Here is a 14,572-nt window from a genome sequence, read left to right as displayed (position 1 = left end):
GGGGGGGGGGGGGGGGGGGGGGGGGGGGGGGGGGGGCCCCCGGGGGCCCCCCCCGGGGGGGCGGGGGGGGGCGGGCGGCCGCGCCGGGCGGGGCCGGGGGCGGGCGGGGGGGCGCCCGCGGCGGCTGACCAGCACGAGGTGGCGTACGCCGTGCGCGCCGACAAGGTGCTTGGCGACCAGGCCGCCGAGGCCGGTTGCCGCCCCGGTGACCAGGACGGTGCCCTGCGGGTCCCAGGTGACGCCGGTCGTGGCCGCCTGCGCGTCGCCCTGCTCGGACGCGTTGCCGCGTGCCGCTACCCGGGCCAGCCTGCCGGCCAGGGCCGTGCCGTTCCGTACCACGAGCTGTGGTTCGTCGGTGGTGAGCACCGCGGGGAGAATCCGGCGCGAGCCGTCCTGGTCGTCCAGGTCGGCCAGGACGAACCGGCCGGGATTCTCGGACTGGGCCGAGCGCACCAGGCCCCAGACGGCCGCGCTGGCGGGGTCGGCCACATCGGTGTCGTCGCCCGCGGCGATGGCCCCCTGGGTGAGGAACACCAGCCGGGATGCGCCGAGACGGTCGTCGGCCAGCCAGTTCTTGAGCAGGTCGAGGGCGTGGTGGCCGGCTTCCCGTACCGCCGGTGCCAACTCCTGTGTGCGGCCGGTGCGGGACACGTGGGCAGCGAGTACGACGTCGGGTGCGGTCGCACCCGCGTCGAGGGCCTCGGCCAGGGCCGCGAGGTCCGGGTAGGTGTCCAGGGTGACACCGGCCGACCCGAGGACGCCGGTCAGCTCGGCCCGGTCGGGTCCGACGAGCGCCCAGCGTCCGGTGGCCGCGCCGCTCATGTTCGGGGCGGTCGGTACCCATTCGACCTGGTACAGCGACTCGTACGGCTGGGCCGAGGTGACCTGCTCCGGGGCCACGGGTCGCAGTACGAGGGAGTCGACCGAGGCGACGAGCGCGCCGGAGGTGTCGGTGACGTGCAGGGAGATCATGTCCTCGCCGACGCTCGTCAGCCGTACGCGCAGCGTGGAGGCGCCGCTCGCGTGGAGGGTCACGCCGTTCCATGAGAACGGGAGGGTGCTGCCGTCGCTGCCGGACGGCTTGAACGCCACGGTGTGCAACGACGCGTCGAGCAGCGCCGGGTGGAGACCGTAGCGCGCGGCCTCGTCCTTCTGCGTCTCGGGCAGGTCGACCTCGGCGAAGATTTCGTCGCCACGGCGCCAGGCGGCGCGCAGTCCCTGGAAGGCCGGGCCGTAGGCGAAGCCGACGTCGATGAACCGGTCGTAGAGGTCCGCCACGTCGATGGCCTTCGCCCCCACGGGCGGCCACACGGCGAAGTCGGCGGCCACGGACTCCGGTGCCGTGGTGGACGGGTCCCTGCTGAGCAGGCCGGTCGTGTGACGTGTCCACGGGTCGTCCGGCTGGGCGTCTTCGGACCTGGAGTGCAGGTTGAGCGAGCGGGCTCCGGACTCGTCGGGGTCGCCCACGGCGAGCTGGATCTGGACCGCGCCGCGCACGGGCAGGACCAACGGCATTTCGATGGTCAGTTCCTCCACCCGCTCGTAGCCCACCTGCTCGGCCGCGCGCAGGGCCAGTTCCACAAAGGCCGTGCCGGGGAAGAGGACGGTGTCCGCGAAGGCGTGGTCGGCCAGCCACGGCTGGGTGGCGACCGACAGGCGCCCGGTGAACAGATAGGTGTCGGTCTCGGCCAGGGCGACGGCGGCGCCGAGGAGCGGATGGTCGGGCGAGTCCAGGCCGGCCGATGTCACATCTTCACTGGTGGTCGGCGCGGCTTCGAGCCAGTAGCGCTGCCGCTGGAACGCGTAGGTGGGCAGCTCCACCCGCTGGGCACCGTGCCCGGCGAACACCGCGTCCCACTTCACCGTGGCGCCGTGGACGTGGAGTTCGGCCAGCGCCATGGTCAGCGACTGAAGCTCGGGCCGATCCTTGCGCAGCACGGCTACGAGGGCGGGAGCGACCGCACCAGCGGATTCTGCGGCGGTCAGGCAGTCCTGCGCCATCGCGGTGAGCACACCGTTCGGGCCCACCTCGACGAACGAGGTCACGCCCAGGTTCTCCAGGGTCCGTACCCCGTCCGCGAACCGCACGGCCTCGCGCACGTGCCGGACCCAGTACTCCGGCGAGCACACCTCGTCAGCGTCGGCCGGGGCACCGGTGACATTGGAGACCAGGGAGATGGTCGGCGGGGCGAACAACAGCCCCTCGACGACCTTCCGGAAGTCACCGAGCACACCGTCCATGCGCGGGGAGTGGAAGGCGTGGCTGACGCGCAGGCGGCGTGTCTTGCGGCCCTCTCGCTCCCACTGTCCGGCGATCTCAAGGACGGCCGGCTCGTCGCCCGCGATGACCACGGCCGTGGGGCCGTTGATGGCCGCGATGCTCACCTCGGCCTCACGGCCGGCCAGCGCCGCGGCGACCTCCTCCTCAGGTGCCTGGACGGCCACCATCGCGCCGCCTTCGGGCAGCGCCTGCATCAGCCGGCCGCGGGCCGCCACCAGGGCGCACGCGTCCTCCAGGGAAAACACCCCGGCCACGTGGGCGGCGGCGACCTCGCCGATGGAGTGGCCGATCAGCACGTCCGGGGTGATGCCCCAGTGCTCCAGCAGCCGGTAGAGCGCCACTTCGATGGCGAAGAGCGCGGGCTGGGTGAACGCCGTCTGGTTCAGCAGTTCGGCGTCCGCGCCGTCCTCGGCCGCGAACATCACGTCCTTCAGCGGACGGTCGAGCAGCACGTCGAGATGCGCACACACCTCGTCCAACGCCTGGGCGAACACCGGGAAGGCGTCGTACAACTCCCGTCCCATGCCGAGCCGTTGCGCACCCTGGCCCGAGAAGAGGAACGCCGTCTTGTGCTCGGCCCGTGCCACACCCTGGATCAGCGTGGCCGCGTTCCTGCTCTCCGCCAGCGCTTCGAGCCCGGTACGGAACTGCGCCGGGTCCTCCGCGACCACAGCAGCGCGGTAGGGCAGGGCGGAGCGGGTGGTCGCCAGCGAATAGCCGATGTCGGCGACGTCACCGGCGTCCGCGGTGCGCACACCGTCGAACTCGCGCAGCCGCCCGGCCTGAGCGCTCAGCGCATCGGCGTTAGTGCCGGAGAGCAGCCACGGAACCACCGTAATGCCGGTCGGCGAACCGGTGGCATCGCCAACCGTCTCCGGCGACGACGACTCAACGGGGTCGGCCGCCTCGATGATCGTGTGCGCGTTGGTGCCGCTGATCCCGAAGGACGACACGGCCGCCCGGCGCGGACGGTCCGTCTCCGGCCACGCGGTCGCCTCGTTCAGCAGCGACACGGTGCCGCTGGTCCAGTCGATGTGCGGGGAGGGCTCGTCCGCGTGGAGGGTCTTGGGAAGGACGCCCTCGCGCATGGCCATCACCATCTTGATGATTCCCGCGACACCGGCGGCGGCCTGTGTGTGCCCGATGTTCGACTTGATGGAACCCAGCCACAGCGGCTGGTCCTCGGACCTCTCCTTGCCGTAGGTGGCCAGCAGTGCCTGCGCCTCGATCGGGTCACCCAGCGAGGTGCCCGTGCCATGGGCCTCGACCGCGTCCACGTCGGCGGCCGACAGACCCGCGTTCTCCAGAGCCTTGCCGATCACACGCTGCTGGGAGGGGCCGTTGGGCGCCGTAAGACCGTTGGAGGCGCCGTCCTGGTTGATCGCCGAGCCCCGGACGACGGCGAGCACCTTGTGGCCGCGGCGCCGGGCGTCCGACAGCCGTTCCACAAGGAGCAGGCCCACCCCCTCGGACCAGCCGGTGCCATCGGCCTCGGCGGAGAACGCCTTGCACCGTCCGTCCGGCGACAGCACGCGCTGGGCGCTGAACTCTACGAAGGTGCCCGGCGTGGCCATGATCGTCACGCCACCGGCCAGCGCCATGTCGCACTCGCCCTGGCGCAGCGACTGGCAGGCCAGGTGCAGGGCGACCAGCGACGACGAACACGCGGTGTCCACCGTGACGGCCGGGCCCTCAAAGCCGAAGGTGTAGGAGAGGCGGCCGGAGGCGACGCTGGACGCGCTGCCGAGTCCGAGGTAGCCCTGCACACCGTCCGGCGCGCTGACCGCCCGGCCGCTGTAGTCCTGGTAGTTCGAGCCGATGAAGACACCGGCCTGGCTGCCGCGCAACGCCGCCGGGTCGATGCCGGCCCGCTCGAACGCCTCCCAGGACGTCTCAAGGAGCAGCCGCTGCTGCGGGTCCATGGCCAGCGCCTCACGCGGTGAGATGCCGAAGAAGTCCGGATCGAAGTCGGTGATGTTGTCCAGGAACCCGCCGGTGATCGCATAGGTCTTGCCCGGCTTGTCCGGGTCGGGGTCGTAGAGCCCGTCGAGATCCCAGCCACGGTCGTCGGGGAATCCGGAGATCGTGTCGACTCCGGCGTTCACCACGTCCCACAGTTGCTCGGGGGTCCGCACGCCGCCCGGGAAGCGGCAGCTCATCGCCACGATCGCAATGGGCTCGTCGAACGAGTCCGACCGGGTCGGCGTGATCTCGGCGGCGCCGCCTTCCTCGGTACCGAACATCTCGCCGTTCAGGAACCGCGCCAGCACCGTGGGCGTGGGGTAGTCGAAGACCAAGCTGACCGGCAGCCGGAGCCCGGTGGCCGCGCCGATCCGATTGCGCAGCTCAACGGCGGTCAGCGAGTCGAAGCCGAGGTCGCGGAAGGCACGGTCCGAGGCGACCGCGTCCGCGCTGTCGTGAGCGAGGACATCGGCGGCCTGGGCACGCACCAGGTCGCGCAGCGCGGCTTCGCGCTTCTCCCGGGGCAGGGGTTCCAGCCGGTCGTGGAGTTCCGCCCGCCCGCGGTCGGCACTGCCCGGCGTGGGCTGCTTCCCCGTGGCCGTGGTCGGCGCGCTGCGCAACTCGCGGAAGAGGGGGGTGTCGAAAGAGTCCGCTTCGAAACGTGTCCAGTCGATGTCCGCGACGGCGAGGAACGTCTCATCGTGGTCCAACGCCTGGTGCAGCGCCGCAATCGCCAGCTCGGGGGGCATGGCCAGCATCCCCGAGCGGCTCATCTGCTCTTCGTGCCCCCCGGTGACCGCCAAACCGCTGCCGGCCCAGGCGCCCCAGGCAATGGAAGTCGCGGGAAGACCATCCGCACGCCGCTGCAACGCCAACGCGTCCAAATACGCGTTACCCGCCGCGTAACTCCCCTGCCCCGGGCCGCCCAGGGTGGCGGCGCCGGAGGAGAAGAGCACGAAGGCTGACAGGTCCATTCCGGCGGTCAGTTCGTGCAGGTTCCGCGTCGCGTCCACCTTCGGACGCAACACGCCGGCCGCCCGCTCCACCGTCAGGGCATCCACCACACCGTCGTCCAACACACCCGCCGTATGCACCACGGCAGTCAGCGGCAACTCACTCGGAATCGCTTCCAGCACCGCCGCCAACGCCACACGGTCCGCCGCATCACACGCCGCCACCGTCACCCGCGCACCCAGCCCCTCAAGCTCCGCCTTCAACTCGACGGCGCCCTCGGCCTCCAAGCCACGGCGGCTGGTCAACACCAGATGCTCAGCACCCGTACGCGCCAACCAACGCGCCACATGGCCGCCCAACGCACCCGTACCACCGGTCACCAACACCGAACCGCTGGAACGCCACCCATCGACACCAGTGGCCTCAGGCACGGAAGCCCGCACCAACCGCTTGACGAACACACCTGAACCGCGCACCGCAACCTGGTCCTCGCCGCCCTCCGCGGACAGCACCCCGACCAGCCGCGACACGGCACGCTCATCCAACGCCTCAGGCAGATCGACGAGCCCACCCCAGCGCTGGGGGTACTCCGCCCCCACAATCCGGCCCAGGCCCCACACCAGCGACTGCACCGGGCTCACCAGCCGGTCGGAACGACCCACCGACACCGCACCCCGCGAGGCACACCACAGCGGAGCAACCACACCCGCATCACCCAGTCCCTGGACCAGCCCCGCCGTCGCGGCAAACCCAGCAGGCACACCCTCGAAGAACTCGTGCCCCGACTCGTCCAACGCCAGCAGCGAGAACACACCCGCCACACCCGACGGCTCCACCCCAGCCCCGTCAAGCGCCGCACGCAGCCGCTCCGTGACCACCTCGCGGTCATCCGTCGCCCCGACGACCACGGAGACGACACGCGCACCACGGCCGGCCAAGCCATCCAGCGCGGCGGCAGTCAGAGTCTCGTCACCACAGGCTTCCGAGACGGCCACGAGCCAGGTGCCCGAGAGCGTCGACTCGGACGCGGATGCCAGGGGCTTCCAGACCGCCTTGTAACGCCAGCTCTCGACCGTGTTCTGCTCACGCCGCTGACGACGCCAGGACGACAGCGCGGGAAGCAGCGCCGTCAACGACGACTGCGCCTCCGCACCCTCCACCTCCAACGTACGGACCAGCGACTCCAGGTCCTCGCGCTCCACCGCTTCCCAGAACCGGGCGTCCACCGCATCGGCGCTCAAGCCGTCACCGCCGGTCGCCACCCCGGCAGCCGAGATGGCGTCCAGCCAGTACCGCTGCCGCTGGAAGGCGTACGTCGGCAGGTCCACCCGGCGGGCGCCCCGGCCCCCGATCAGAGCGGTCCAGTCGACCGTGACACCCCGCACAAACACCTCGGCGGCGGAGGTCAGGAACCGCTCGGTCCCGCCCTCATCGCGCCGCAGCGTGCCGGTGACCACGGCCTGCGCCTCGGCGGCCTCCACCGTCTGCTGCACCGGCAGGGTGAGTACGGGATGCGGGCTCACCTCGATGAACACGGTGTGGCCACTGCCAAGCAGGGTGCGGGTGGTGGCCTCAAGCTCCACGGTCTGGCGCAGGTTCCGGTACCAGTACTCGGCATCCAGTCCGGCCGTGTCCACCAACTCACCAGAGACCGTTGAGTAGAACGGCACTTCAGCGGTACGCGGCTTCAGGTCCGCCAGGACCTTCAGCAACTCCTCACGGATCGACTCCACATGCGCCGAGTGCGAGGCGTAGTCCACCGGAACCCGACGAACCCGCACCTCCTCACCCTCAAGCTCCGCGACCATCTCGTCCAGCGCAACGGGATCACCGGAGACGACAACCGAGCCCGGACCATTGACCGCGGCGACCGAAATCGCGCCGTCCCAGGCCGCGATGCGCTCCCTGACCTGGTCGACCGAAAGCCCGACCGAGACCATCCCGCCACGCCCAGCAAGCCCAGCAGCGATGGCCTGCGACCGCAGCGCCACCACCTTCGCGGCGTCCTCCAGCGACAACGCACCCGCCACACAAGCAGCGGCGATCTCGCCTTGGCTGTGACCCATGACCGCATCCGGCTCCACACCCACCGAACGCCACAACTTCGCCAACGACACCATCACCGCGAACAACACCGGCTGCACCACATCCACCCGGTCAAAACCAGGCGCACCCGGGGCACCACGCAGCACATCCGTCAACGACCAGTCCACATGGACCGACAGCGCCGACTCACACTCACCGATCGCCTCCGCGAACACCGGCGAGGAGTCCAACAACCCCACCGCCATACCCACCCACTGCGCACCCTGACCCGGGAACACAAACACCGAACGCCCACGCACATCCGCCACACCACGCGCCACACCCGAGACCACCTCGTCCCCGGCCAACGCACCCAACCGCGCCAAAAGCTCCGCACGACCAGCACCCGTCACCACACCACGGTGCTCAAACACCGAACGCGACGACACCAACGACCGCGCCACATCAGCAACACCCAGCTCCGGACGCCCCGCCACGAACTCCCGCAACCGCCCAGCCTGCGCCCGCAACCCAGCCGCACTACGACCCGACACCACCCAAGCCACCGGACCGTCGACGGCCTCGGGCTCGGCGTCCTCGACCACCTCGGCCTCCGGCGCCTCCTCCAGAATCGCGTGCGCATTCGTCCCGCTCACGCCGAAGGACGACACACCAGCACGGCGCCGCCCAGCCGTCTCCGGCCACGGGGTCGGCTCAGTCAGGAGCGATACCGCGCCCGCCGACCAATCCACATGCTCCGACGGCTCCCCCGCATGCAAGGTCTTGGGCAACACACCGTGCCGCATCGCCATCACCATCTTGATGACACCAGCCACACCGGCCGCCGCTTGCGAATGGCCGATGTTCGACTTCACCGATCCCAGCCACAACGGCTGGCCCTCGGGGCGGTCCTGGCCGTACGTGGCCAGCAGCGCCTGCGCCTCGATCGGGTCACCCAACGACGTACCCGTACCGTGCGCCTCCACCGCGTCCACGTCGGCGCCCGACAGACGGGCGGTCTTGAGCGCCGCGCGGATCACCCGCTGCTGCGACGGTCCGTTCGGGGCGGTCAGGCCGTTCGACGCACCGTCCTGGTTGACCGCCGAGCCCCGGACCAGGGCCAGCACCTCATGGCCGTTGCGGCGGGCGTCCGACAGCCGCTCGACGAGCAGCAGCCCGACGCCTTCGGCGAATCCGAATCCGTCTGCGTCATTACTGAACGCCTTGCACTTGCCGTCGGCGGACAGCGCGCGCTGACGGCTGAAGTCCACCAGCCCGGCCTGGGTGGACATCACCGTCGCGCCACCGGCGAGCGCCAAGTCGCATTCGCCCTGACGCAGCGCCTGGACCGCGAGGTGCAGCGCGACCAGCGACGACGAGCACGCCGTGTCCACCGTCACCGCGGGCCCTTCCAGGCCCAAGGTGTACGAGATACGACCTGATGCCACGCTGCCCGCGCTGCCGGTGCCGAGATAGCCCTCAAAGCCTTCGGGGGCGTTCCCTTGTAGCCGGGTGCCGTAGTCGTTGTACACAACGCCGACGAAGACTCCGGTCCGGCTTCCCTTCGCCGACTCGGGGTCGATGCCGGCCCGCTCGAACGCCTCCCACGAGGTTTCCAGCAGGAGCCGCTGCTGGGGGTCCATCGACAGCGCCTCGCGCGGCGAGATCCCGAAGAACGTCGGGTCGAACTGGTCCGCGTCGTAGAGGAAGCCACCGTTGCGGGCGTAGTACGTGCCCTCGCGCGCGGGGTCCGGGTCGTACGTCGTCTCAAGGTCCCAGCCGCGGTTGGACGGGAGCGAGGCGGTGGCGTCGGTACCCCCCATCACCAGGTGCCAGAATTCCTCGGGCGTCTGCACCCCACCGGGGAAGCGGCAGCTCATGGCGACGATCGCGATCGGGTCGTCGTCCGTGTCCGCCGAGGTGTTGGCGGACGTGCCCGCCGCCGGCGCCGCGACGGCGGCGTTCTGCTCCCCCAGGATCTCCGAGCGCAGATAGCCCGCCAGTACGGTCGGGTTCGGGTAGTCGAAGACAAGCGTGGCCGGGAGGCGCAGACCCGTTTCCGCACTCAGTCGGTTCCGCAGTTCCACGGCCGTGAGCGAGTCGAAGCCCAGTTCCTTGAAGGGCCGTCCCACCTCGACCGTGTCCGACTTCGCGTGTCCCAAGGCGGCAGCCGCCTGGACGCGGATCAGCTCCTCAAGCAGGAACTGCTCCTGATCGGCCTCGGGCATGCCGGTCAGTCGCCGCCACAGACGGGCGGCGATGTCGTCCACGGCTCCGGCACCCACGACGCGCCGGACCGTCATCCCGGGCACGACGTTGCGGAAGAGGACGGGGAGTTCGGCGCCCTGCGCACGCAGCGCCGGGATGTCCAGCCGGAAGAGAGCCGGAACAACCGCATCCGAGACCAGGGCCGCGTCGAACAGCTCAAGCCCCTCATCCGTGGCCAATGGCACCAGGCCCGAGCGGGATATCCGCTGGACGTCGTCCTCGCCGAGGTGTCCGGTCATGCCGCTGGCCTCGGCCCACAGGCCCCACGCCATCGACACACCCGGCAACCCCCGAGCCCGCCGCCACGACGCCAGACCATCCAGGAACACATTCGCCGCCGCGTAATTGCTCTGCCCCGCGCCACCCAACACACCAGCAGCCGAAGAGAACAACACGAAGGCCGACAGGTCCAACCCCTCGGTCAACTCATGCAGGTTCCACGCCGCGTCCACCTTCGCCCGCAACACTGGTTCAACCCGCTCACGCGTCAACGACGTCAACAACCCGTCATCCAACACACCCGCCGCATGCACCACACCACTGAGCCCAAAACCCTCAGGCAACCCCGACAACGTCTCAGCCAGGGCCCGCCGATCCGCGGCATCACACGCCGCGATCACCACCTCAGCACCCGCGGCCTCCAACTCCGCCCGCAACCCCTCCGCACCCTCGGCCCCCGCACCACGACGAGAAAGCAACACCAACTTCCGCACCCCATGCCGGGCCACCAGATGCCGAGCCACCACACCACCCAACACACCCGTACCACCCGTCACCAACACCGCACCAGAACCAAACACCCCCGACTCCGGAACCTCACCCAAAGACACCACCCGACCCAAACGCGGCACCCGCACCACACCCGACCGCACCACCACCTGCTCCTCACCCAAACCCAACACCCCAGGAAGCAGAGCGTCGACACCCTCCAAATCATCGGTGTCCACCAGCAACAGGCGCCCGGGATTCTCCGACTGCGCCGACCGCACCAAACCCCACACCGCAGCCCCACCCAAATCCACCACACCATCGCCATCGCCCGCATCCACAGCCCTCTGGGTCACCACCACCAACCGCTCACCCACAACACCCTCATCCCCCACCCACGCCTGCACCCGCCCCAACACCTCAAGGACCTGCCCATACACCTCACCCACCACATCCGAACCACCAGAGACAACCCGCACCACCTCAGTCCCCGACGCCACTTCACCTGCCACCACAGGCCCGGGCGCATCCACCCACTCCACCCGGAACAACCCATCCCGCACCACCCCACCCACACCACTCAACTGACCCGCATCCACCGGCCGCAACACCAACGACTCAACCGACGCCACCCCACGCCCCGACTCATCCCCCACCCACACCGACACCGCATCCGAACCCTCACCCACCAACGCCAACCGCACCCGCAACGACGTCGCACCCACCGCCTCCAAAACAAACCCACGCCAAGAAAACGGCAACAAACTCCCCGAACCACCCACCAAACCCCCACTCACACCCAACGCATGCAACGCCGCATCAAACAACGCCGGATGCAAACCAAACCGACCCGCCCGCTCCCGCTCACCCTCCACAAGCCCAACCTCCGCAAACACCTCACCACCACGCCGCCACGCACGCCTCAACCCCTGGAAAACCGGCCCATACTCCAACCCATTCTCCGCCGCCCGCACATACTCACCCGACACATCAACCAACTCAGCCCCCACCGGCGGCCACACACCAAAGTCAAACTGGGCCTCGGGGCCAGACACAGCCGAACCCAACAGACCATGAGCATGCCGCGTCCAAGCACCACCCTCACCCTCCGCTTCCTCCCGCGAGAACACACTCACCTCACGGAAGCCAGAAGCATCCACCTCCCCCACCTCAACCTGAAGCTGCACCCCACCCACCTCAGGCATGATCAACGGCGCCTCCAGGATCAGTTCCTCAACCCGACCGCAACCCACCTGATCCCCAGCCAACACCGCCAACTCAACAAACGCCGTCCCCGGCAACAACACAACCCCATGCACCGCATGATCCGCCAACCACTCATGCGTAGCCAACGACAACCGCCCATTCAGCAACACCCCACCACCACTCGCCAACGACACCACCGCACCCAACAACGGATGCCCCAACGAACCCAACCCCACCGAACCCACATCACCCACACCCGCAGGAACATCAAGCCAAAACCGCTCCCGCTGGAAGGCATACGTCGGCAACTCAACCTGCCGACCACCGTGTCCGGCGAACACCTTCCGCCAGTCAATGCTTGCTCCGCTGACGTGAAGCTCGGCTGCGGAGGTCAGGAACCGCTCGGTCCCGCCCTCGTCCCGCCGCAGCGTGCCCACGACCACGGCCTGCGTCTCAGCATCCTCGACGGTCTGCTGCACGGGCAGGGTGAGTACGGGATGCGGGCTCACCTCGATGAACACGGTGTGGCCCTCATCGAGCAGAAGGCGAGTCGTGGACTCCAACTCCACCGTCTGGCGCAGGTTCCGGTACCAGTACTCCGCGTCCAGGCCAGCCGTGTCCACCAGCTCACCGGAAACCGTTGAGTAGAACGGCACTTCAGCGGTACGCGGCTCCAGGTCCGCCAGAACCTTCAGCAACTCCTCACGGATCGACTCCACATGCGCCGAATGCGAGGCGTAGTCCACCGGAACCCGACGAACCCGCACCTCCTCACCCTCAAGCTCCGCGACCATCTCATCCAACGCACCCGGATCACCAGCCACCACAACCGAACCCGGACCATTAACCGCAGCAACCGAAATCGCACCGCCCCAAGCAGCGATACGCTCCCGCGCCTGGTCAACCCCAAGACCCACCGACACCATCCCACCCCGGCCAGCAAGCCCAACAGCAATCGCCTGCGACCGCAACGCCACCACCTTCGCGGCATCCTCCAACGACAACGCACCCGCCACACAAGCAGCGGCGATCTCACCCTGACTGTGACCCATCACCGCATCCGGCTCCACACCCACCGAACGCCACAACTTCGCCAACGACACCATCACCGCAAACAACACCGGCTGCACCACATCCACCCGGTCAAAACCAGGCGCACCCTCAGCACCACGCAACACATCCGTCAACGACCAGTCCACATGGACCGACAGAGCCGACTCACACTCACCCACCGCCTCAGCAAACACCGGCGAGGAGTCCAACAACCCCACCGCCATACCCACCCACTGCGCACCCTGACCCGGGAACACAAACACCGAACGACCCGGTGTTTCGGCGTCCTTTCCCCAGACCACACCGGGGAGCTTCGCGCCCTCGGCCACCGCCTCCAGGCGTTCGAGGAGTTCCTCACGGCTGGTTCCGGTCACCACGGCGCGCTGCTCGAACGCGAACCTGGTCGTCGCCAGGGAGAGCGCCACATCGGCGGCGCCCAGCTCCGGACGCTCCGCCACGAACTCCCGCAACCGCCCCGCCTGCGCCCGCAACGCGGTGTCGCTCTTGCCCGACACCACCCAGGCCACCGGCCCCGTGATGCCGTCGCCGTCGTCGGCAGGCTCCTCGGCCGCCTCAACCTCCGGCGCCTGCTCCAGGATCACATGCGCGTTCGTCCCGCTCACACCGAACGAGGACACACCGCTCCTGCGCGGCTCGCCCGTCTCCGGCCACGGCCTGGACTCGGTCAGCAGCTCGACCTCGCCCTCGGACCAGTCCACGTGGCTCGACGGCTCATCCACGTGCAGCGTCTTCGGCAGCACGCCGTGCCGCATCGCCATCACCATCTTGATGACGCCGGCCACACCGGCAGCGGCCTGTGCGTGGCCGAGGTTCGACTTCAGCGAGCCCAACCACAGCGGCCGTCCCTCCGGCCGGTCCTGGCCGTACGTGGCCAGCAGCGCCTGCGCCTCGATCGGGTCACCCAGCGTCGTACCCGTACCGTGCGCCTCCACCGCGTCAATCTGGCTGGTGGTCAGCTCGCAGTTCTCCAGGGCCTGCCGGATCACGCGGCGCTGAGAGGGGCCGTTGGGGGCCGTCAGGCCGTTGCTCGCGCCGTCCTGGTTCACGGCGGAGCCGCGCACCACCGCCAGGATCTGGTGCCCGTTGCGCCGCGCGTCGGACAGCCGTTCCACCAGCAGCACACCGATGCCCTCGGACCATGCGGTGCCGTCGGCAGCGTCGGCGAACGCCTTGCACCGGCCGTCGGCGGCAAGGCCGCGCTGGCGGCTGAAGGTGGCGAAGCCCTTGGGGCTCACCATGACCGTCGCACCGCCGACCAGCGCCATGGAGCACTCGCCCTGACGCAGCGCCTGCGCGGCCAGGTGCAGCGCGACCAGCGCCGACGAGCAGGCGGTGTCCACCGTCAGCGCGGGGCCTTCGAAGCCGAAGGTGTAGGAGACACGGCCCGAGGCGATGCTGGTGGTCGCGCCGTTGTGGAGGTACGGCTCGATCTCGTCCGGAATCTGCGCGGCCTCGGAGGCGTAAGTGGTGTGCATGGCGCCGGTGAAGACGCCTGTCTGGCTGCCGCGCAACGACGCTGGGTCGATGCCCGCCCGCTCCATGACCTCCCACGACGTCTCAAGGAGCAGCCGCTGCTGCGGGTCCATGGCCAGGGCCTCGCGGGGCGGGATGCCGAAGAACGCGGAGTCGAATTGATCCGCGTCGTGGAGGAAGCCGCCTTCGCGAACGTAACTGGTCCCCGGGTGGTCCGGGTCCGGGTTGTAGATCCCCTCGACGTCCCAGCCGCGGTTCGTCGGGAAGGGCGAGATGGCGTCCGCTCCATCGGCGACCAGGCGCCACAGCGCCTCGGGGGAATTCACTCCACCCGGAAATCGGCAGGCCATACCGATGATGGCAATGGGCTCGGTGGCCGAACTGATGAGCTGGCGGTTCTGACGCCGGAGCCGCTCGATTTCCTTGAACGACTTGCGCAGCGCTTCAACGGCTTTGTTCTGGTTGGATGCAGCAGGCATCAGAAACTCCACACTTGACGCGTCGTTCACTGGAAGAGCGCAACGGATCTGAAAGTTACGAAAACACGCATTGCCAGACGGACACCGGCCACATTAGCCCTGGTTCCGTAAGGGAAACCCTAGAAACCCACTCAGGCATGGT

At 69.3% G+C, this 14,572-nt stretch carries 1 protein-coding gene; it reads right to left on the bottom strand.

Annotated elements, in window-relative coordinates; all coding sequences use genetic code 11:
• Positions 1-14,430 (bottom strand): type I polyketide synthase (locus AAHZ94_RS01160; protein ID WP_349989918.1); only part of this gene is annotated, 14,430 nt, incomplete at its 3' end.
• Positions 14,431-14,572: the final 142 nt, after the last annotated feature.

Origin of the sequence: Streptomyces sp. HSW2009 (assembly GCF_040240285.1) — a bacterium.
In the GTDB taxonomy this organism is placed as follows: Bacteria; Actinomycetota; Actinomycetes; order Streptomycetales; family Streptomycetaceae; genus Streptomyces.
The sequence above is the reverse complement of the archived record's forward strand: the minus strand, read 5'-3'. Positions and strand labels throughout refer to the sequence as shown.